Origin of the sequence: Phytopseudomonas flavescens (genome assembly GCF_900100535.1) — a bacterium.
Taxonomy (GTDB): domain Bacteria; phylum Pseudomonadota; class Gammaproteobacteria; order Pseudomonadales; family Pseudomonadaceae; genus Aquipseudomonas; species Aquipseudomonas flavescens.
In genome coordinates this window covers 14,394-34,367 of record NZ_FNDG01000009.1, presented here as the reverse complement: position 1 = coordinate 34,367, position 19,974 = coordinate 14,394, and the positions used below count along the sequence as shown (strand labels likewise).

Here is a 19,974-nt window from a genome sequence, read left to right as displayed (position 1 = left end):
ATGTTCACGATCAGCCGCCACCCCGTCAGCGACGAAACACGCCAGCGTGCCCACCTCGACGAGGCCGCCTACCAGCGCCTCTACCGCCAGTCGGTCGACGATCCCCGGACGTTCTGGGGCGAGCAGGCCAAAACCTTTCTCGACTGGTTCGAACCCTGGGATGAGGTGTTCAGCGGCAGCCTGGGCAACGGCGACATTCGCTGGTTTTCCGGCGGGCGGCTGAACATCAGCTACAACTGCATCGACCGTCACCTGGCCGAACGTGGCGATCAGGTGGCGCTGATCTGGGAAGGCGACGACCCCGGGGAAGCAGCCAGCATCACCTACCGGCAACTGCACGAGCAGGTCTGCCGCCTGGCCAACGTGCTCAGGCAATGCGGCGTGAAGAAAGGCGACCGCGTGTGCATCTACATGCCGATGATTGCGCAGGCGGCCTACGCGATGCTCGCCTGCACCCGTATCGGCGCCGTGCACTCCGTGGTGTTCGGCGGCTTCTCGCCGGATGCCCTGCGCGACAGAATCCTCGATGCCGACTGCCGCACCGTGATCACCGCCGACGAGGCCGTGCGCGGCGGCAAGTTCATCCCCCTCAAGGGCAATGTCGACAAGGCCCTGAAGAACTGCCCCAAGGTGTCCACCGTGCTGGTGGTCGAGCGCACCCACAACCCGGTCGAGTGGGACGAAAAGCGCGATCGCTGGTACCACGAGGCCGTGCAGCAGGTGGCCGCCGACTGCCCCGCCGAGCCCATGGACGCCGAAGACCCGCTGTTCATCCTCTACACCTCCGGCAGCACCGGCAAACCCAAGGGCGTGCTGCACAGCAGCGCCGGCTACCTGCTGCAGGCGGCGATGACCCACAAGTACGTGTTCGACTATCACGATGGCGACATCTACTGGTGCACCGCGGATGTCGGCTGGGTCACCGGGCACAGCTACATCGTCTACGGCCCGCTGGCCAATGGCGCCACCAGCCTGATCTTCGAGGGCGTGCCCAACCACCCCGACACCTCGCGGTTCTGGCAGGTGATCGACAAGCACCAGGTGAACATTTTCTACACCGCGCCGACGGCTCTGCGCGCGCTGATGCGCGAAGGCGAAGCACCGGTGAAGAAAACCTCGCGCAGCAGTCTGCGCCTGCTCGGCAGCGTCGGCGAGCCGATCAACCCGGAAGCCTGGGAGTGGTACTTCAACGTGGTCGGTGAACAGCGCTGCCCCATCGTCGACACCTGGTGGCAGACCGAGACCGGCGCCATCATGATCACCCCACTGCCCGGCGCCACCGACCTAAAGCCTGGCTCGGCGACCCGCCCATTCTTCGGCGTGCAACCGGTGCTGCTGGACGAGCAAGGCAAGGAAATCGACGGACCCGGTGCCGGCGTACTGGCCATCAAGGCCAGTTGGCCAAGCCAGATTCGTAGCATCTACGGCGATCACCAGCGCATGCTCGAGACCTACTTCACCGCCTACCCCGGTTACTACTTCAGTGGCGACGGCGCACGCCGCGACGAGGACGGTTACTGGTGGATCACCGGGCGTATCGACGACGTGATCAACGTCTCCGGCCACCGTATCGGCACCGCCGAGGTGGAAAGCGCGCTGGTGCTGCACGACGCCGTGGCCGAAGCGGCTGTGGTCGGCTACCCCCATGACGTCAAGGGCCAGGGCATCTACGCCTTCGTCACCACCATGAACGGCATCGAGCCGAGCGAGGCCTTGAAGCAGGAGCTGCTCAGCCTGGTCGGCAAGGAAATCGGCAGCTTCGCCAAACCGGAGCTGATCCAGTGGGCGCCGGGCCTGCCGAAGACCCGCTCCGGCAAGATCATGCGCCGCATCCTGCGCAAGATCGCCTGCAACGAACTGGACAGCCTGGGCGATACCTCGACCCTGGCCGACCCGGCCGTGGTCGACAGCCTGGTGGCCGAGCGGCTCAACACCTGACGCAGGCTCCCTGGGACGATCTCAAGCCGTCCGCTGACTTGTGGCACGCAACGGGGCACATTAACCTCGCGCCATGGAAGTCATCCGCCGTCGTATAGAAAGCCAGGTACTCAGCCTCAGCGGCATCGCGCTGGGGCAGATCGACTTCGAGAATCCCAAGGGCGACCCCGGCCTGTTCGGCCCGGAATCGGTGTGCTGGCGTATCCATGGCGACTTCACCAGCATGCTCATTGGCGGAGTCAGCGCCCTGCTGCTGCAGGCCCTGCATCCCCTCGCCCTGTCTGGCGTCTGGGATCATTCCAATTTTCGCCAGGACCTGCTGGGTCGCCTGCGCCGCACCGGCCAGTTTGTTTCCGGCACCACCTTCGCCAGCCGCGACGACGCCGACTGGCTGATCGACAAGGTCAAACGCATTCATTTGCACGTGGTCGGTACCGCGCCGGACGGCCGCCCCTATGCCGCCAGTGACCCGCATCTGCTCACCTGGGTGCATGTGGCCGAGGTGTACAGCTTCCTGCAGGCGCACCTGCGCTACCTGAATCCACGCATGAGCGAAGCCGATCAGGATCGCTACTACGCAGAAATCGCCCTGGTCGCCGAGCGCCTGGGCGCCTGCGAGGTACCACGCAACCGCGCACAGATAGCGGACTATCTCGAGCGCATGCGTGGCCAGTTACTGTGCGACGAGCGCTCCCGGGAGATCCTGCGTATCCTGCTCAGCGCACCGGCACCCAGCAGGCTGGCAGCCCCCGTTGGCCAGCTGTTCCTGCAAGCCGGTATCGACCTGTTACCGGGCTGGGCGCAGAGCATGCTCGACCAGCGCATGACACCGCTGCGCAGCCGCCTGACTCGCAGCGGCGTGCATGCCATCGCACCGATCATCCGCTGGGCGGTACGCAGCGGCTCGCTGCACAAGTCGCGGATACGCATGGGCCTGCCGCCCTATCGAGGGTGATAAACTGCGCACTTTCCCATTCACAGAGTCGCCGCACATGCCGTCTCTCGACCAGGCAGTGCGCACCGCGCTTGCCAATCGCCACGCCCTGATCGCCGAGCTGCACGCACAGCAGACCGATTGCTATCGCCTGTTCCACGGCAGCCAGGAGGGCGCCGGCGGCCTGACCGTCGACCGTTATGGCCAGCAGTTGATGGTGCAGAGCTTTCACCAGACGCTGACCCGCGACCAATTGCTGGCGCTGCACGAGCAGGTCAATGAAACCCTCGGGCTGCACACGCTGCTGGTCTACAACGACCGTTCCGGCGGTAACTCCCGTGTCGATCGCAGCGACCCCGTCTACAGCGCCAGCGACGAAGCCCTGGCCGATCAGGTGGGTCGGGAATGGGGCCTCGATTACCGCGTGCGAGGCCGCCATGCGGGCCAGGATCCGCTGCTGTTCCTCGACCTGCGCAATGCCCGTGGCTGGATTCAGCGCCACAGCGCCGGGAAAAGCGTGCTCAACCTGTTCGCCTACACCTGCGGTGTCGGCCTCAATGCCGCGGCGGGCGGCGCACGGGAAGTGGTCAATCTCGACTTCGCCGAGGGCAACCTCGCGGTCGGTCGCGAAAATGGCGCGCTCAACCCGCAGTTGCCGGCCATGCAGTTCGTCCAGTCGGACTACTTCCCGGCGATCCGCCAGTGGGCCGGCTTGCCCATCGCCGCGCGCCGCGGCCAGAAGCTGCCGAGTTACCCACGCCTCGAGCAGCGCCCGTTCGATCTGGTGTTTCTCGACCCGCCAGCCTGGGCCAAGAGCGCCTTCGGCACGGTCGACCTGCTGCGCGATTACCAGAGCCTGCTGAAACCGGCGATTCTCGCCACTGCCGAGCATGGCAGCCTGGTGTGCTGCAACAATCTGGCGAAAGTGCCGATGGCCGATTGGCGCGAGCAGGTGCTGCGCTGCGCCAGCAAACTGGGGCGCCCGGTGCGCGAGCATGAACAACTGCTACCCGCCGCGGACTTCCCCTCCACCGATGGCAACCCGCCGCTGAAAACCCTCGTCCTGCATTTTTGAGCCCGCGCGGCGTGCCGCGGAACCCAGGGCTCATGCCATAATCCAAGGCACTCTCGCCAGGAAGATGAAGCAAGACCATGCACAAAGGATTGCGACGCGCCGCCACCGCTCTGCTGATTGCCATTGGCCTGTACAGCCTGATCGGTTTCCTCATCCTGCCCGGCATCGCCCTGCGCATCGCCAATCAGCAGTTGGAGCACTACGCGACCGAGCCTGCACGGCTGGATCGGCTACAGCTCAATCCCTTTACCCTCGAGCTGGACCTCTGGGGGCTGCACCTGGGGGCGCCCGGCAAGGAACAGGTCGCTTTCGAGCACCTGGCCGTGAACCTGCAGTTGGACAGTCTGTGGAGCGGCGCCCTGCACCTGGCCGACGTCAAGCTGGTCAAGCCTCACACCGAAGTGCGTTTCGACAGGGATGGCACCCTCAACCTGGCGCAACTGTTCGAGCTGCCGGCCAGCGAGAAACAGCCGGAAGAAGCCAGCGAGCCGTTCCCCCTGCGCATCGACCGCATCGAACTGCTGGGCGGCAATCTGCACTTCCAGGACCTGCGTCCGCAGGAGCCGATCGACATCCATTACGATGACCTCAATCTCGAGCTGCGCAACCTCAGCACCCTGCCCGATGACAACGCCGAGATGACCCTGGTGGCCACCGGCCCGGCTGGCGGCCGTATCGACTGGAGCGGCGAGCTGAGCCTGAGCCCGATCAGCTCAAGCGGCACCCTGAAGATCACCGACGAGCCGATGAAGGCGTTCTGGCCCTACGTGCGTGACGCCGTTCCGCTGGTACTGGAGAAAGGCGTCGTGAGCCTGTCCACCGACTACCGGTTGAACCTGCGTGACGGCACCGAGCTGCTGCTCAGCGACGCTCGCATCAAGGTAGCGCCATTCGCCATGCAGGCGCCGGACGGCAAGCCGCTGGTGAAACTGGATTCCCTCGAAGTCAGCGAAACCTCTCTGGACCTGGCCAAGCAGCAGGTGGTGATCGGCAAGGTACGCGGGCAGAAACTGGAAGCCTGGGCGGCCCGCGAGGCCGATGGCGAACTCGACTGGCAGAAACTTCTGGCCGGCAAACCGCAGCAAGCCGCCACGCCGGCGCCTGTGGCAGATGCACCGAAGCCCGAAGCCACTGCCACTGCCACTGCCGGCAACGAGGCACAGCCAGCCGCCAAGCAACCCGCCAAGCCCTGGCAGGTGCAGGTCAAGGACGTGCAACTGCGCGACTACCACGCGCACCTCGTCGACCGTGTGCCGAACGAAGCAGTCGCCGTGGAGCTGGGCCCGCTCGATCTGGACATGCAGAACTTCGACAGCCTCGGCACCTCGCCCTTCGCGCTCAAGCTCGATACCGGGGTCGGCAAACAGGGCAAGCTGCAGGCCGAGGGCCAGGTGCAACTGAGCCCGACCACCGCCAACCTGAAGGTCGCCACCCGCAATATCGACCTGCGTGTGGCACAGGCCTACATCAGCCCCTTCGTGCACCTGGAACTGCGCAGCGGCCTGCTGAGCAGCGATCTTGGCGTCGAGCTCACGGCAACCGAACCTCTGGCTCTGCGTGTTCAGGGCACCGCCCAGATCACCCAGTTGCACACTCTCGACACCCTCAAGGGCCGCGACCTGCTGCGCTGGAAGCAACTGGACCTGGGCGGCGTCGACTATCGCCATGGCGAGCGCCTGGACATCGCACGGGTCGATCTGGAGCAGCCCTATGCACGCTTCATCATCAACGAAGACCTGACCACCAACGTCAATGACCTGATCATCAAGCAGCCCGCCGGCAATGCCGCCCAGGCGCAGTCCTCGGCCGCCGCCGAGAAGCCGATGGCGATCCGTATCGGCGAGGTCAGCCTGAAGGACGGCTCGGCCAACTTCGCCGACTTCAGCCTCAGGCCCAATTTCGCCACCGCCGTGCAGCAGCTCAATGGCCGCATCGGCACCCTCGACAGCACCAGCAGCAAACCGGCGCCCGTGGATATCAGCGGCAAGGTCGACCGCTACGCCCCCGTCAGCATCAAAGGCAGCCTGACGCCTTTCGACCCGATGCAGAGCCTGGATATCGCCACCCAGTTCAAGCAGGTCGAACTGACCACCCTGACGCCCTACTCCGGCAAATTCGCCGGCTACCGCATCCGCAAGGGCCGCCTGAATCTGGACCTGCACTACCGCATCAATGACGGCAAGCTGAACGCCGAGAACAAGGTACTGGTCGAGCAACTGCAGCTCGGTGAGAAGGTCGACAGCCCGGATGCGGTGAACCTGCCGATCCGCCTGGCGGTAGCCCTGCTCAAGGACACCCAGGGGCGGATTTCCATCGAATTGCCACTGCAGGGTGATCTCAACAACCCGCAGTTCAGCGTCATGCCGATCGTCTGGCAGACCCTGCGCAACCTGGTGCTGCGCGCCGCCCAGGCGCCGTTCAAGTTCATCGGCGGGCTGGTCAGTGGCGGCGCCGACATGGACCTGAGCACGGTGGTCTTCGCCGCCGGCAGCGACGAGCTGGACAGCCAGGCGAAACAGTCGCTGGACGTGCTCGCCAGGGCCCTGCAGGAGCGTCCGACCCTGCGCCTGGAAGTCGAAGGCGCCAGCGCACAGAGCAGCGACGGCCCGTTGATGGCTGCGCAGCGCCTGGAGCGCGAGTATCAGGATTATCTGTATCGCATCATGCAGCGCCGCGGTGATCAGGTACCGGCCAGCGCCGAGCTACTGGTAGTCCCCGACGGCGAGAAGGCGCCACTGCTGGAGGGCATCTACCGCGCACGCCTGAAACAGCAGCCGCCAGCCGAGTGGGCCGAGCTCGACAGTGACGAGCGTACCTTGCGCCTGCGCGATGCCGTACTGGAGTCCTGGAGCGACAGCCGGGGCCTATTGCGCCAGCTGGCCCAGGACCGTGCCGCAGCGATCAAGGCCTATCTGGTCGATAGCGGCAAGCTGGCGGACGCACGCATCTACCTGCTCGACGTCAGCATCGGCGACGCTGCCAGCGATGGCCGGGTGGCCACCCCCCTACACCTGGGCAGCGAGTGACGACATGAAACGACTGGGTCTGATGCTGGCGCTATGCGCCACCCCGCTACTGAGCCAGGCCGATACCCTGCGCTGCGGCAGCAAGCTGGTGAACCTTGGTGACCGGACCTTCGAAGTGATGCACAAATGTGGCGAGCCTGCCTTCCGCGATCCGGTCGGCTACACGCTCGGCGCCTACAACCGACGTGAAACGAACGTCGAGGAATGGGCCTACGAGCCCAGCAACGGCATGTTCACCATCCTGACCTTCGAGGGCAACCGGCTGACGCGCATCGAGCGCAAACGCCGGCAATGACGATGATAAAGACACTGATCTCCTGCACCCTGCTGATGCTGCTGGCCGGCATCGCCAACGCCTCGACCTGGCGCTGCGGCAGCGCGCTGGCGAGCACCGGCGACAGCACCGCCGAAGTCCAGTCCAAATGCGGCGAACCGAACAACCGTGCGTTCATCGGTTACAAGGACCAGACCGACAGCTACGGCTTCACCCATGAAGTGCAGATAGAGGAATGGAATTACGGCCCGCGCAACGGCATGAACTACTTTCTGCGTTTCGAGGGCAACCGCCTGAACAGGATCGACAGCAAACGCGGCGATTAGCCGCCAGTCGATCGGAACGGGCGACGGCAGGACACCGTCACCCGGATGCGATCAGCCGCGTGCGGCTTCGATCGCCTGGATGTAAGGCTCGGACTGACGCTGATCCCTGATCAGGGCGACGAAGTCATTGCCGTCGGCATCCTTGGCATTCAGGTCGTAGCCGGCTTCGACGAAGAAGCCGACGAAACGCTCGAAGTCGTGGTCACGCAGGCCGCGGTAGGCCTTGACCAGTTTGTGCAGCGAGGGCGGTGTGGCATCCGCCGGTTCCACCGCGAGAAACAGCTTGATCTGCTCGTCGCTCACCTCATCGCCAATCACCTGCTTCTTGTCTTTACGCATCGCTCACTCCAGCAAACCAGACCACACGGGGGCGGCAGTGTAACCCCGGCGTGGCAAGCGCTCAACGCAGCTCGCCGGCCTGCCAGGCCAATCGCCTCGGGCCTGCCGCTCTCCCGAGAGCACAGGCGTGAACCAGGCATCGCTGCGCCCGGGCCGACTGCCTGCAAGCCAGTACCGGTTTGCGCTGCCCGCTCCTATACTGGCGGCGCAACGTCAACAGAGCCTAGGAAACGCCACGATGCCCACCCTGTTCGCCGCTTGTCGCCAGAGCCTGCACGATTATTCCTGGGCCAGCCTGCGTGGCGACCTGGGCGCCGGCCTCACCGTGGGTATCATCGCCATCCCCCTGGCCATGGCCCTGGCGATCGCCGTCGGCGTGGCGCCGCAACAGGGGCTCTACACCGTACTGGTCGCTGCCCCGCTGATCGCCCTGTGCGGCGGCTCGCGCTTCAATATCTCCGGCCCCACCGCCGCCTTCGTGGTGATTCTGCTGCCGATCACCCAGCAGTTCGGTATCGGTGGCCTGCTGCTGTGCACCATGCTGGCCGGGTTGATACTGATCGCTCTGGGGCTGCTCAAGGCCGGTCGCCTGATCGAATTCGTTCCCTACCCGGTTACCCTCGGTTTCACCGCGGGTATCGGTATCGTCATCGCCACCCTGCAGGTCAAGGACCTGCTCGGTCTGCAACTGGCCGGGCCGCCAGGCCACTACGTGGAGCAGTTGCAGGCGCTGTTCCAGGCCCTGCCCGGCATCCGCCCGGGCGACAGCCTGGTGGCGCTGGTCTGTCTTGGCGTCCTGCTGCTGTGGCCACGACTGGTACCGCGCGTTCCCGGGCACCTGGCGGCGCTGGCGATCGGCGCGCTGCTGGGTCTGCTGCTGGAACGGGTCGGCCTACCGGTGGCGACGCTGGGGGAGCGTTTCAGCTACAGCGTCGAGGGCGTCAGTTACCCTGGCATCCCACCCTTTCTGCCGACCTTCGCCTGGCCCTGGCAATTGCCTGGCGCCGATGGCCACCCCCTGCACCTGTCCTTCGAGTTGATTCGCCAGTTGCTGGCCCCGGCCTTCGCCATCGCCATGCTCGGAGCCATCGAATCGCTGCTCTGCGCCGTGGTCGCCGATGGCATGACCGGCAGCAAGCACGACCCCAACGCCGAGTTGCTCGGCCAGGGCCTCGGCAACCTGGTCGCGCCCCTGTTCGGCGGTATCACCGCGACCGCCGCCATCGCCCGCAGCGCGGCCAACGTCAGGGCCGGAGCGCGTTCGCCGCTGGCGGCCGTCATCCACGCCGCCGTGGTACTGGCCGCCATCCTGTTTCTCGCGCCGCTGTTCAGCTACCTGCCGATGGCCGCCCTGGCCGCCCTGCTGCTGATCGTCGCCTGGAACATGAGCGAAGCCCACCATGTGGCGCACACCCTGCGCATCGCCCCCCGCAGCGATGTGCTGGTGCTGCTGACCTGCCTGCTGCTCACGGTACTGTTCGACATGGTGCTGGCGGTGGGCGTCGGCCTGTTGCTGGCCGCCGGGCTGTTCATCAAGCGCATGAGTGAACTGACCGACACCCACAGCCTGCCACGGCACAGCCACCAGGCCCTCAATGACCTGCCTGAGCACGTGCAGGCGCTGGCCATTCGCGGCCCGTTGTTCTTCGGCGCCGCAGAGCGCACGCTCGGCGCCCTGCGCCGCCTCGACCCGCATATTCAGGTGGTGATTCTCGACCTCAGCGCCGTGCCGATGCTCGACATGACGGCGCTCGCGGCGCTGCACAGCGTCGTGCTGGAGTACCGCAAACACGGTATTTCCCTGATCGTCAGCGGCGCCTCACCGTCGCTGCGCCTGAAGCTGCGCCGTGCCGGCCTGCAGAATGCCCATGGCTGCCTCAGCTATGCCCGGGATCTGCCCCGTGCCCGGGCGATCTGCGAGAGCTGGCGATCAGGCTCCAGCGAATAAGCGGGGGCTTACAGGCCGTGTGAAAACGTAGCGAGCGAAGGTCAGGCAAGGGCTGGGCGCCCCCGCAAACCGGCGAAACGTAGCGCAGCGGAGTAACAGCCGAAGGCTGGCCCGCAGGGCGAACGAAGTAAGTCAAAAGCGCAGTTTACGCGTTGTAAATGAGCATTTTGACTGGGCTGGCATTCCAGCCGGTTTTTAACGCCGCATGACCGAGCGTAGTAGTTTTCACACAGCCTGCTTAGAGTCCCTTCACCGCATAGATCCCCGGTGCATTACGCCAGTAGCCCTTGTAGTCCATGCCATAGCCGAAGACGTAGCGGTCGACGCACGTCAGGCCCACGTAGTCGGCCTTGAGATCGGGGCGCGCCTTGCGGTCGTGGTCCTTGTCGACCAGCACGGCGGTGTGCACCGCCCTGGCGCCAGCGTGGTGACAGAAATCGATGATCGCCCCCAGAGTGTGCCCCTCGTCGAGGATGTCGTCGATGATCAGCACATCACGGTCGATGAAGGAGACTTCGGGTTTGGCCTTCCAGAACAGCTCGCCGCCGCTGGTCTGGTTGCGGTAGCGGCTGGCATGCAGGTAAGACGCCTCCAGCGGGAAATTCAGCCTGGTCAGCAACTTGCCGGAGAAGATCAGCCCGCCATTCATCACGCAGAACACCACCGGGTTGCGCTCGGCCAGATCGGCGTTGATGGCGATGGCGACGCGCTCGATGGCGGCTTCCACCTCAGCGTTGCTGTACAGGCAGTCGGCTTCGGCCATTACCTGGCGAATATGGGCGAGATCGGCGGGCATAGCGGGTCCTCGTTGGCGGCGACGTTCAGGTGCAGCTCTGCTTCTGCCGAACGCCGCTCGCATTGTATGGCTGGCCCCGGCGCACAAGCTGATTACCGGTTCGGAAAAAGGCGGCAACGTTACGCATCCGACGACTGCCGCGCAAGCATCAGGCAACGTCCTCGACCAATGGCATGCCGGTTGCTGCCGGATCCCCTATCGTCGCGAACCCTGCTTGGTACCGCCTGGGCGGTGGCCTGCGAGGGCGGCCGGAAAAAGTTCCACCTGCACAGCGCCCATCCCCTGGCGCAATGCTTTAATCTAGCGTGTTTTTTGCCCATTTTTGCCGGAGACCCCGCAATGCCAGTCCTCGAAATCCGCCATCCGCTGATTCGCCACAAGATCGGTCTCATGCGCCGCGCGGATATCAGTACCAAGAATTTCCGTGAACTGGCCCAGGAAGTGGGCGCTCTGCTCACTTACGAGGCGACCAAGGATCTGCCGCTGGAAAACTACGAAATCGCGGGCTGGGCAGGTCCCGTGCAGGTCGAGAAGATTTCCGGCAAGAAGATCACCGTGGTGCCGATCCTGCGGGCCGGCATCGGCATGCTCGACGGCGTGCTCAGCCTGATCCCGGGAGCCAAGGTCAGTGCCGTCGGCGTGGCACGTAACGAGGAAACCCTGCAGGCGCACACCTACCTGGAGAAGCTGGTGCCGGAAATCAACGAGCGCCTGGCGATGATCATCGACCCGATGCTGGCCACCGGCGCCTCGATGGTCGCCACCATCGACCTGCTGAAGAAGGCCGGCTGCAAGGAAATCCGCGCCATGGTGCTGGTCGCCGCCCCCGAGGGCATCGAGGCGGTCAACGAAGCCCACCCGGACGTGAAGATCTACACCGCCTCCATCGACCAGCGTCTCAACGAGCACGGCTACATCATCCCCGGGCTGGGTGATGCCGGCGACAAGATCTTCGGCACCAAGCAGAAGGACGCCTGATCGATGCACGACGAATTCAACGATCCGTTGTGGCGTCAGGTGCTGTCCGGCGCGCAGATGCTCTTCGTGGCCTTCGGCGCCCTGGTGCTGATGCCGCTGATCACCGGCCTCGACCCCAACGTGGCGCTGTTCACCGCCGGCCTGGGCACCCTGCTGTTCCAGATCGTCACCGGTCGCCAGGTTCCGGTATTCCTGGCGTCGAGCTTCGCGTTCATCACCCCGATCATCCTCGCCAAGGGCCAGTTCGGCCTGGCGGAAACCATGGGCGGCGTGGTCGCGGCGGGTTTCGTCTACACCTTTCTCGGCCTGGCCGTGAAGATCAAGGGCACCGGCTTCATCGACCGCCTGCTGCCGCCGGTGGTGATCGGCCCGGTGATCATTTCCATCGGCCTGGCCATGGCACCGATCGCCGCCAACATGGCCATGGGCAAAGCCGGTGACGGCAGCGTACTGCTGCCTTACAGCACGGCGATGTGGATCTCCATGCCAACCCTGCTCACCACCCTGATCGTCGCCGTATTCGGTCGCGGCATCTTCCGCCTGGTGCCGATCATTTCCGGCATCCTGGTGGGCTTCGCGCTATCGCTCTACTTCGGCGCCCTCGACCTCGGCCACGTGGCCAGCGCCCCTTGGTTGGCAGTGCCGGCGTTCACTGCGCCGGCCTTCAACTGGCAGGCGATCCTGTTCATCGTGCCGGTAGCCCTGGCGCCGGCCATCGAGCACATCGGCGGCGTGATCGCCGTGGGCAGCGTCACCGGCAAGAACTATCTGAAGAAACCGGGCCTGCACCGCACCCTGCTCGGTGACGGCCTGGCCACCTCGGCAGCCGGCCTGTTCGGCGGCCCGCCCAACACCACCTACGCGGAAGTCACCGGCGCGGTAATGCTGACCAAGGCCTACAACCCGAAGATCATGACCTGGGCGGCGATCTTCGCCATCACCCTGGCCTTCATCGGCAAGTTCGGCGCCATCCTGCAGAGCATTCCGGTACCGGTGATGGGCGGTATTCTCTGCCTGCTGTTCGGCTCCATCGCCGCCGTGGGCATGAACACCCTGATCCGCCATGGCGTCGACCTCAGCGAGGCACGCAACCTGGTGATCGTCTCGGTGACCCTGGTGTTCGGTATCGGCGGCGTGCTGATCGGCACCGGCGACGGCCCGGACGACTTCGGCCTCAAGGGCATCGCCCTGTGCGCCATCGTCGCCATCGCCCTGAACCTGATCCTGCCGGGCAACGACGGCTGGAAGAAGAAGAGCGCGGACGACGCACCGGACATTTAAGCGATCAAAACCATCGTGCCCGGCTCCAGCAGCCGGGCGCGCGGTCTTACCCCACGCTCTGCGGCGCCCGCTCGCAAAGCCTCTTGAGCGCCGCCGCCCAGCCCGGGTCGTCGTTCAGGCAAGGGATCAGTTGCAGGCTCTCGCCCCCCGCCTCGACGAACTGCTCACGGCCGCGATCACCGATCTCTTCCAGGGTCTCGATGCAGTCGGCAACGAAGGCCGGGCACATCACCAGCAGTTTCTTCACACCTCGCGCAGCCAGCTCGTCGAGGCGCGCTTCGGTATAGGGCTCGATCCACTTGTCCTTGCCCAGCCGCGACTGGAACGACACCGACCACTGCTCGGGCCGCAAACCCACGCGCGCGGCGAATGCCTCGGCGGTGCGCTGGCACTGGCTGCGGTAACAGCGCGCCAGCACCGCGTCGCTGACCCCCACGCTGTCAGGGCGGCGCAGGTCGTGCTTCGGGTCGAGGCCCTTTACCAGCTTGCGAATGTGTCGCTCCGGCAACCCGTGGAAGCTCAACAGCAGGTGATCGAAATCCTCATGCAGGTATGGGCGCGCGCTTTCGGCCAGGGCGTCGAGGTAGTCGGGGTCGTCGAAGAACGGCTGCAGGATGGCGAAACGGATCGGCAGCTTGCACTCACGCACCACTCGCCTGGCTTCTTCGATAACGGTGGTGGTGGTGCTGTCGGCAAACTGCGGATACAGCGGCGCCAGGGTGACCTGCTCGATGCCCTGGCTGGCGAGACGGGTCAGCACGCTTTCCAGCGAGGGCTCGCCGTAGCGCATGGCCAGTTCCACCGGCCCCTGGGTCCATTGGCTTTTCATCGCCTCCTGCAAACGCTTGCTGAGCACGATCAGCGGCGAGCCCTCCGGCCACCAGATCGACGCGTAGGCATGGGCCGACTGCGCCGGGCGGCGGATCAGAATCAGCGACACCAGCAGGCGCCTCAGCGGCCAGGGCAGATCGACCACATAGGGATCCATCAGGAACTGGTTGAGATAACTCCTGACGTCCGCGACGTCGGTAGAGGCCGGGGAGCCGAGATTGACCAGCAGTAAGGCGTGATTGGTCATGCAATGTCATCCTGTTAATGAAGGCTCAGCAAATCCACCAGAGCCACGTCCAGATGAGTGAAACGGAATTCGAAGCCGGCCTCCTGCGCCCTCACCGGCAGGGCATGCTGTCCGCCCAGCAGCAGCAACGACATTTCGCCCAGGCCGGCGCGCAACGCAAAGGCCGGTAGCGGCAATATGGCGGGCCGGTGCACGGCATGGCCGAGCTCGTGGGCGAATTCGCCGTTGCGCACCGGGTGCGGCGAGCAGGCATTATAGGGACCGCGCGCCTGCTCCTGCTGCAAGAGAAAATCAATCAGGGCGATTTGGTCGGCGATATGAATCCACGGCATCCACTGGCGTCCGCCGCCGATGCGGCCGCCCAGCCCGAGGCGGAATGGAGTCAGCATGCGCTTGAGCATGCCGCCCTCCTTCGCCAGCACCAGCCCGGTACGCACCAGGATCACGCGAATTCCCAGGGCCTCGGCCTGCTGTGCGGTGTCTTCCCAGGCCACGCACAATTGCGCGGCGAAATCCGCGCCAGGCGGTGCCTGCTCGTCGACGACGTGTTCGCCACTGTCGCCATACCAGCCCACCGCCGAGCCCGACAACAGCACCGCCGGTTTCTGCTCACGGGTTTGCAGCCAGGCCAGCAGGCGCTCGGTCAGCTGGATGCGGCTTTCCCACAGCAGTTGCTTGCGGGCCTTGCTCCAGGGACGGTCGGCGACAGGAGCGCCGGCCAGGTTGACCACGGCATCCAGCGGAGCGTCACCCAGATCCTCCAGGCGCCCGATACCCCGGACGCGAGTACCACAGAGCGCTGCGACACGCGCCGGGCGACGACTCCACACCGTCAGTTGGTGCCCCTGCTCGGCCCAGTGATGACAAAGCCTGCGGCCAATCAGGCCGGTACCGCCGGTGATCAGGATATGCATGGCAGGTTCCTCGCTATGGGTGCTGCGGATTTCCACGTGGCGGGCAGGTCGCTGACAGGCCTTCGACCTCGGCGAGGCAAGCTGCCGACAGAAACGGGGAAACTATTGGCGCCCGCGCCTATTCTCAAGGATAGATGCCCTGGCTGCAGGCACTGGCCAACAGGGACATAAGCTTATACATCAATTGTACATTGTATGAGATATGTCCAAGGCGTAGCCTGGGAACAAGCGGGCTGTCGCCATGCCGTTGCGACAGCCCGACAGCACGTGAGGTAGACATGACCCCTACACCCCCCATCGCCATCATCGGCACCGGTATCGCCGGCCTGTCCGCGGCCGAAGCCCTGCATGCCGCGGGTTACCCGGTGCAATTGTTCGACAAGAGCCGCGGCAGCGGCGGCCGCATGGCCAGCAAGCGTAGCGAAGCCGGCGCCCTGGATCTTGGCGCGCAGTACTTCACCGCCCGCGACCGGCGCTTCGCCGCGGCCGTGCAGCAGTGGCAGGCCCGCGGCTGGGTCGAAGAATGGACGCCCAGTCTCTACCACTATGCCAACGGTACACTCAGCCCATCGGCCGACGAACAAGTACGCTGGGTTGGCAAACCACGAATGAGCGCCATCACCCGCGCCATGCTCGGCGCCTTGCCTGTACGGTTTTCCTGCCGTATCGCCGAGGTGTTTCGCGGCGAACAGTATTGGCACCTGCTCGATGCGGATGGCGAAAGCCACGGGCCGTTCAGCCATGTCATCGTCGCCACGCCCGCTCCCCAGGCCAGCGCGCTGCTGGCAGCGGCGCCCAAGCTCGCCGGCACGGTCGCAGGCGTGAGCATGGAGCCGACCTGGGGCGTGGCACTGGCCTTCGAAGCCCCCCTGAAGACGCCACTCGAGGGCTGTTTCGTGCAGGACGAGGTACTCGACTGGACGGCGCGCAACCGCAGCAAACCGGGCCGCGATGCCACGCTGGACACCTGGATCCTGCACGCCAGTAGCCGCTGGAGCCGCCAGCATCTGGACCTGTCCAAGGAGCAGGTGATCGAGCAACTGCATGGCGCCTTCGCGGAAATGATCGGCTGCGCCGTACCGGCACCGGTGTTCAGCATGGCCCACCGCTGGTTGTACGCGCGGCCGACGGCGGCCCATCAACTGGGGGCGCTCGCCGATGCCGACCTGGGCTTGTATGCCTGCGGCGACTGGTGCCTGTCCGGTCGGGTCGAAGGCGCCTGGCTCAGCGGCCAGGAAGCAGCCCGTAAACTGATCGCGCACAACCAGTGAACACCGCCAAGCATCGCCTCACCCCGCGCAAGCTGCTGTTGTCCAAGTGGACGGCAGCCACGCCGCAGAACCGCGAAAAGCACTTTATCGTCACCGAACTGTTCTGCGACGAAGAAGGCACGGTACTGGAAGTGGAGCTGCAAGCGGTACTCAGCAAGCGTGCCCAGCGCATCGACTGGCGCGCTCTGCAGAATGCCGAAAACTGGAAGATGGGCTGGCAGTGAAACGCTGCAGGTCATCCGGCCTGCGGCCGGATGCTGTACAGAGCATTTGACTTGTACAAGATCGCGCTTAAGATGAGATGAAACTTGTACAAAAATAAATTCTTGTACAAGAACATCATCGAAGGTGCGCCATGCCAGCCAGCCCGCTCCATCAGCAGAAACCCACGCTCGGCGTCAGCGCCTGCCTGCTCGGCGCCGAAGTGCGCTACAACGGCGGGCACAAGGCCTCGCGACTGTGCCTGGATCAGTTGAGCGACCATTTCGAATTCGTGCCCTTCTGCCCCGAGGTCGCCATCGGACTGGGCACGCCTCGCGAGCCGATCCGCCTGGTCGGCGATCCGGCGGCACCGCGGGCCGTCGGCACGGTGCACCCCGGGCAGGATCACACCGAGGCCTTGACCGCCTACGGCGAGCAGGTGGCGGCCGAGCTGCCCCCCATCAGCGGCTACATCGTCATGCAGCAGTCGCCGTCCTGCGGCCTGGAGCGCGTCAAGGTCTACCAGGACAACGGCCACCCCAGCGAGCCGAAAGGTCGCGGTCTCTACACCAGCGTGCTGTGCCAGCGCCACCCGAATCTGCCGATCGAGGAAGATGGCCGGCTCAACGACCCGGTGCTGCGTGAAAACTTCCTGACCCGAGTGTTCACCTATGCGCAGTGGCAGGCGCTGTGCCAGTCGGGCCTGAGCCGCGGCAAGCTGATCGAGTTCCATGCCCGCCATAAATACCTGCTGATGGCCACCGATCCACTGCGCTACAAGCGCCTCGGCCGCTTGCTCGGCGACCTTTCCGGACGCGACTTGCACGACCTGGCCGAACACTATTTCGGCGAACTGATGACGGCCCTGAAACGCTGCGCCACTCGCGGTACCCACGCCAACGTGCTGCAGCACCTGATCGGCTACCTGAAAGGCTCCCTGAGTTCTGCAGAAAAACAGGAAATGCAGCAGCTCATCGGCCAATACCGGCACGGTATCGTGCCCCTGGTGGTACCACTGACGCTGCTCAAACACCACTTCCGCCAGCACCCCGACAGCTACATCGCGCAGCAGGTCTACCTGCAGCCGCACCCGGAAAACCTCAGCCTGCGCAATGCCCTATGAATCAGCCAAGGGATGCTACAGGGGGCGCCGACCCTGGCCGGGAAGCGTTCGTCGACGGCTACCTGCCGATCCGCGAGGTGGCCAGTCTGACGGGTGTGAACCCGGTCACCCTGCGCGCCTGGGAACGGCGTTACGGCCTGATCGTTCCGCACCGCACCGCCAAGGGCCACCGCCTGTATTCCGCGGAGCACGTACAGACCATCAAGGCGGTGCTCGGCTGGCTCAACCGCGGGGTGTCGGTTGGCCAGGTCAAGGGGCTGCTGCGCGTCGACCAGCCGCTGCCCGCCGAGCAGTCCTCGCAATGGCAGGAAAAGCGCGAGCGCCTGTGCCACGCCATCCACCTGCTCGACGAGCGCCAACTGGACGAACGTTTCAATGCCGAACTGGCACTCTACCCACCGCAGATTCTCTGCCAGCACCTGCTTCTGCCGCTGCTGGACACTCTGGAGAGGCGCTGGCCGCAACGCCCAGGGGCGACGACCGAGCGGCTGTTCCTGTACAGCTGGTTACGCAGCAAGCTTGGCGCCCGCGTTTACCATGACAACCGGCAGCACACCGGTAAGCCCCTGCTGCTGATCAATCTGGGCCCACTGCCAATGTCACCACAGCTATGGCTGTGTGCCTGGCTGATCGGCACTGCCGGCTGCCCGGTAGATGCCTTCGACGGGCCGATTCCACCGAATGAACTGCCGCTGGCCATCGCCCGCCGGCAACCCCGCGCCCTGCTGCTGTTCTGCGAGACGGAAAACACCTCCGGCAAGGAGCCTTCGCCCCGGCAATGGCTCGCTGACCATGGCATTCCCTGCCTGCTGGTCGGTTTCGATGAGCCGTCAGGCACCGTGCCGCTGCCCGCCAATGCCGCCAGCGGCGCCGACATCGTTTTCACCGCCGGCCCCCTCGCTGCGCTGCAAACGCTCGCCGATCGCCACTTGCTCGAATAGGACGACTCATGTTGCAACTGATGTGGTTTCGAACCGACCTGCGCATCACCGATAACACCGCACTGGCTGCCGCCATGCAGGCCGGGCCGACGGTCGCCGTGTTTCTGCTCAGCCCCGGCCAGTGGCATCGGCACGACGATGCCCCCTGCAAGGTGGACTTCTGGCTGCGCAACCTGGCTGAACTGAGCGTGCAACTGCAGCGCCTCAACGTGCCGCTACTGATTCGCCAAGCCGTCGAATGGGACGCGGCACCCAAGGTTCTCGGCAAGCTGGCCAGGGAGCTGGGCGCAACGGCACTGCACTTCAACGAGGAGTACGCGGTCAATGAAAGCCGGCGCGACCGCGACGTGGCCGCCGCCATGGCGAACCTCGATATCGACGTCCAGCGCCACCTGGACCGCCTGCTGTTCAAGCCCGGCAGCGTGCTGACCCGCACGGACACCTACTTCAAGGTCTACAGCCAGTTCCGCGGTGTCTGTTACCAGCGCCTGCACAGCGCCTTGCCGCCTCTGGTGGCATTGCCAAAGGCGCAGGCCAGGCTGAAGATCGACGCCGACCAGGTGCCCGGCAACGTTCCCGGCTTCGAAACGCCGAGCCAGGCGCTACGCGACGCCTGGCCCGCCGGCGAACAGGCCGCCCGCGAGCGGCTGCAGCGCTTCGCCGATGAACGGATCGAGGACTATCACGACAACCGTGACTTCCCCGCGTGCCCCGGCACCAGCCAGCTGTCCGCCTACCTGGCGGCGGGCGTGGTATCGCCGCGTCAGTGCCTGCACACGGCGCTGAACATCAATCAGGGCGAGTTCGAGAGCGGCAACCAGGGCGCCGTCACCTGGGTCAACGAGCTGATCTGGCGGGAATTCTACAACCACATCCTGGTCGGTTACCCACGGGTGTCCATGCACCGCGCCTTCCGCCCGGAAACCGAAGCCCTGCCGTGGCGTAACGCCAACAAGGATCTGCAGGCCTGGCAGCAAGGGCGTACCGGCATCCCGATCATCGACGCGGCGATACGTCAGCTGCTGGAAACCGGCTGGATGCACAACCGCCTGCGCATGGTGGTGGCGATGTTCCTGAGCAAGAACCTGCTGATCGACTGGCGCGAAGGCGAGCGATTCTTCATGCGCCACCTGATCGACGGAGACCTGGCTGCCAATAACGGTGGCTGGCAGTGGAGCGCCTCGACCGGCACCGATTCGGTGCCTTACTTCCGCCTCTTCAACCCGGTCAGCCAGTCCCAGCGCTTCGATCCGCAAGGCCGTTTCATCCGTCACTGGCTGCCGGAACTGAGTGCACTCGGCGACAAGGCGATACATGACCCGCATGCCGGCCACAAGGGACGGGGCAGCCTGTTCGGCAGCGGATCGGACTACCCATTGCCCGTCGTCGACCTCAAGGACAGCCGCCAGCGCGCTCTGGACGCGTTCAAGAACCTGCCATCGGCCAACCAGCTGACCTGACCCCCAGCCCGCCGCGGTGCCCACGCCGCTGGCCAACGGTGAAACCACCCCGGGCAGTTGCAGCAGAGCCT

The 19,974-nt window shown here is 65.2% G+C and carries 18 protein-coding genes; 14 read left to right on the top strand and 4 right to left on the bottom strand.

Annotated elements, in window-relative coordinates; all coding sequences use genetic code 11:
• From acs to BLR94_RS13265, 6 genes are all read left to right on the top strand, one after another.
• Positions 1-1,938, top strand: a complete 1,938-nt coding sequence (gene acs / locus BLR94_RS13290; protein WP_084306236.1) for an acetate--CoA ligase — start codon at positions 1-3, stop codon at positions 1,936-1,938.
• 73 nt (positions 1,939-2,011) lie between these two features.
• Complete coding sequence (locus BLR94_RS13285; RefSeq protein WP_084306235.1) at positions 2,012-2,893, top strand: oxygenase MpaB family protein; 882 nt, start codon at positions 2,012-2,014, stop codon at positions 2,891-2,893.
• Between the two features lie 37 nt (positions 2,894-2,930).
• Positions 2,931-3,947 (top strand): class I SAM-dependent rRNA methyltransferase, encoded by a 1,017-nt coding sequence (locus BLR94_RS13280; protein WP_084306234.1) that lies wholly within the window; start codon positions 2,931-2,933, stop codon positions 3,945-3,947.
• A 77-nt stretch (positions 3,948-4,024) separates the two neighbouring features.
• Positions 4,025-6,973 carry a DUF748 domain-containing protein gene (locus BLR94_RS13275; protein WP_084306233.1) on the top strand — a complete coding sequence of 983 codons (2,949 nt, stop codon included), beginning with the start codon at positions 4,025-4,027 and terminating at the stop codon, positions 6,971-6,973.
• A gap of 4 nt (positions 6,974-6,977) precedes the next feature.
• On the top strand, positions 6,978-7,268 hold the full coding sequence (locus BLR94_RS13270) for a DUF2845 domain-containing protein (RefSeq protein WP_084306232.1): 291 nt from the start codon (positions 6,978-6,980) through the stop codon (positions 7,266-7,268).
• A gap of 2 nt (positions 7,269-7,270) precedes the next feature.
• Positions 7,271-7,573 carry a DUF2845 domain-containing protein gene (locus tag BLR94_RS13265; RefSeq protein WP_420492686.1) on the top strand — a complete coding sequence of 101 codons (303 nt, stop codon included), beginning with the start codon at positions 7,271-7,273 and terminating at the stop codon, positions 7,571-7,573.
• Positions 7,574-7,624: 51 nt separating this feature from the next.
• On the opposite strand, the gene BLR94_RS13260 is transcribed toward BLR94_RS13265, so the two are convergent.
• Positions 7,625-7,912: a PA4642 family protein gene (locus BLR94_RS13260; protein WP_084306230.1), complete on the bottom strand. Its 288-nt coding sequence runs from the start codon at positions 7,910-7,912 to the stop codon at positions 7,625-7,627.
• Between the two features lie 238 nt (positions 7,913-8,150).
• Here BLR94_RS13260 and dauA point away from each other — a divergent pair, with 238 nt between their 5' ends.
• Positions 8,151-9,860, top strand: coding sequence for a C4-dicarboxylic acid transporter DauA (gene dauA / locus BLR94_RS13255; protein WP_084306229.1), 1,710 nt, complete (start codon positions 8,151-8,153; stop codon positions 9,858-9,860).
• Between the two features lie 238 nt (positions 9,861-10,098).
• On the opposite strand, the gene BLR94_RS13250 is transcribed toward dauA, so the two are convergent.
• Positions 10,099-10,656, bottom strand: coding sequence for a hypoxanthine-guanine phosphoribosyltransferase (locus BLR94_RS13250; RefSeq protein WP_084306228.1), 558 nt, complete (start codon positions 10,654-10,656; stop codon positions 10,099-10,101).
• A gap of 339 nt (positions 10,657-10,995) precedes the next feature.
• On the opposite strand from BLR94_RS13250, the gene upp reads away from it, so the two are divergent.
• Both upp and BLR94_RS13240 read left to right on the top strand, forming a co-directional pair.
• Complete coding sequence (gene upp / locus BLR94_RS13245) at positions 10,996-11,634, top strand: uracil phosphoribosyltransferase (protein ID WP_084306227.1); 639 nt, start codon at positions 10,996-10,998, stop codon at positions 11,632-11,634.
• Positions 11,635-11,637: 3 nt separating this feature from the next.
• On the top strand, positions 11,638-12,915 hold the full coding sequence (locus BLR94_RS13240; protein ID WP_084306226.1) for a uracil-xanthine permease family protein: 1,278 nt from the start codon (positions 11,638-11,640) through the stop codon (positions 12,913-12,915).
• A 46-nt stretch (positions 12,916-12,961) separates the two neighbouring features.
• Here the strand turns inward: BLR94_RS13240 and hemH are convergent, their stop codons facing one another.
• Both hemH and BLR94_RS13230 read right to left on the bottom strand, forming a co-directional pair.
• Positions 12,962-13,993, bottom strand: coding sequence for a ferrochelatase (hemH, locus tag BLR94_RS13235; protein WP_084306225.1), 1,032 nt, complete (start codon positions 13,991-13,993; stop codon positions 12,962-12,964).
• Positions 13,994-14,007: 14 nt separating this feature from the next.
• Positions 14,008-14,907 (bottom strand): TIGR01777 family oxidoreductase, encoded by a 900-nt coding sequence (locus tag BLR94_RS13230; RefSeq protein ID WP_084306224.1) that lies wholly within the window; start codon positions 14,905-14,907, stop codon positions 14,008-14,010.
• Between the two features lie 278 nt (positions 14,908-15,185).
• On the opposite strand from BLR94_RS13230, the gene BLR94_RS13225 reads away from it, so the two are divergent.
• The 5 genes from BLR94_RS13225 to phrB all read left to right on the top strand — a co-directional run bounded on the left by BLR94_RS13225 (position 15,186) and on the right by phrB (position 19,903).
• The gene (locus tag BLR94_RS13225) at positions 15,186-16,178 is read left to right on the top strand and encodes an NAD(P)/FAD-dependent oxidoreductase (protein ID WP_084306223.1); all 993 of its coding nucleotides are present in this window, start codon (positions 15,186-15,188) and stop codon (positions 16,176-16,178) included.
• Positions 16,175-16,402, top strand: coding sequence for a TIGR02450 family Trp-rich protein (locus BLR94_RS13220; RefSeq protein ID WP_084306222.1), 228 nt, complete (start codon positions 16,175-16,177; stop codon positions 16,400-16,402). Before BLR94_RS13225 ends, BLR94_RS13220 begins: the two co-directional genes overlap by 4 nt.
• A 131-nt stretch (positions 16,403-16,533) precedes the next feature.
• Complete coding sequence (locus tag BLR94_RS13215) at positions 16,534-17,502, top strand: YbgA family protein (protein ID WP_084306221.1); 969 nt, start codon at positions 16,534-16,536, stop codon at positions 17,500-17,502.
• On the top strand, positions 17,499-18,443 hold the full coding sequence (locus BLR94_RS13210) for a MerR family transcriptional regulator (protein ID WP_084306220.1): 945 nt from the start codon (positions 17,499-17,501) through the stop codon (positions 18,441-18,443). The genes BLR94_RS13215 and BLR94_RS13210 overlap by 4 nt, the downstream gene beginning before the upstream one ends.
• Before the next feature lie 11 nt (positions 18,444-18,454).
• Positions 18,455-19,903 carry a deoxyribodipyrimidine photo-lyase gene (gene phrB / locus BLR94_RS13205; protein ID WP_167359758.1) on the top strand — a complete coding sequence of 483 codons (1,449 nt, stop codon included), beginning with the start codon at positions 18,455-18,457 and terminating at the stop codon, positions 19,901-19,903.
• Positions 19,904-19,974 lie beyond the last annotated feature (71 nt).

What these genes read in the sequence shown, in the direction of transcription:
- acs (WP_084306236.1), top strand. Translation starts at nt 1, where the DNA reads ATGTTCACGATCAGCCGCCACCCCGTCAGCGACGAAACACGCCAGCGT.
- BLR94_RS13285 (WP_084306235.1), top strand. Translation starts at nt 2,012, where the DNA reads ATGGAAGTCATCCGCCGTCGTATAGAAAGCCAGGTACTCAGCCTCAGC.
- BLR94_RS13280 (WP_084306234.1), top strand. Translation starts at nt 2,931, where the DNA reads ATGCCGTCTCTCGACCAGGCAGTGCGCACCGCGCTTGCCAATCGCCAC.
- BLR94_RS13275 (WP_084306233.1), top strand. Translation starts at nt 4,025, where the DNA reads ATGCACAAAGGATTGCGACGCGCCGCCACCGCTCTGCTGATTGCCATT.
- BLR94_RS13270 (WP_084306232.1), top strand. Translation starts at nt 6,978, where the DNA reads ATGAAACGACTGGGTCTGATGCTGGCGCTATGCGCCACCCCGCTACTG.
- BLR94_RS13265 (WP_420492686.1), top strand. Translation starts at nt 7,271, where the DNA reads ATGATAAAGACACTGATCTCCTGCACCCTGCTGATGCTGCTGGCCGGC.
- BLR94_RS13260 (WP_084306230.1), bottom strand. Translation starts at nt 7,912, where the DNA reads ATGCGTAAAGACAAGAAGCAGGTGATTGGCGATGAGGTGAGCGACGAG.
- dauA (WP_084306229.1), top strand. Translation starts at nt 8,151, where the DNA reads ATGCCCACCCTGTTCGCCGCTTGTCGCCAGAGCCTGCACGATTATTCC.
- BLR94_RS13250 (WP_084306228.1), bottom strand. Translation starts at nt 10,656, where the DNA reads ATGCCCGCCGATCTCGCCCATATTCGCCAGGTAATGGCCGAAGCCGAC.
- upp (WP_084306227.1), top strand. Translation starts at nt 10,996, where the DNA reads ATGCCAGTCCTCGAAATCCGCCATCCGCTGATTCGCCACAAGATCGGT.
- BLR94_RS13240 (WP_084306226.1), top strand. Translation starts at nt 11,638, where the DNA reads ATGCACGACGAATTCAACGATCCGTTGTGGCGTCAGGTGCTGTCCGGC.
- hemH (WP_084306225.1), bottom strand. Translation starts at nt 13,993, where the DNA reads ATGACCAATCACGCCTTACTGCTGGTCAATCTCGGCTCCCCGGCCTCT.
- BLR94_RS13230 (WP_084306224.1), bottom strand. Translation starts at nt 14,907, where the DNA reads ATGCATATCCTGATCACCGGCGGTACCGGCCTGATTGGCCGCAGGCTT.
- BLR94_RS13225 (WP_084306223.1), top strand. Translation starts at nt 15,186, where the DNA reads ATGACCCCTACACCCCCCATCGCCATCATCGGCACCGGTATCGCCGGC.
- BLR94_RS13215 (WP_084306221.1), top strand. Translation starts at nt 16,534, where the DNA reads ATGCCAGCCAGCCCGCTCCATCAGCAGAAACCCACGCTCGGCGTCAGC.
- BLR94_RS13210 (WP_084306220.1), top strand. Translation starts at nt 17,499, where the DNA reads ATGAATCAGCCAAGGGATGCTACAGGGGGCGCCGACCCTGGCCGGGAA.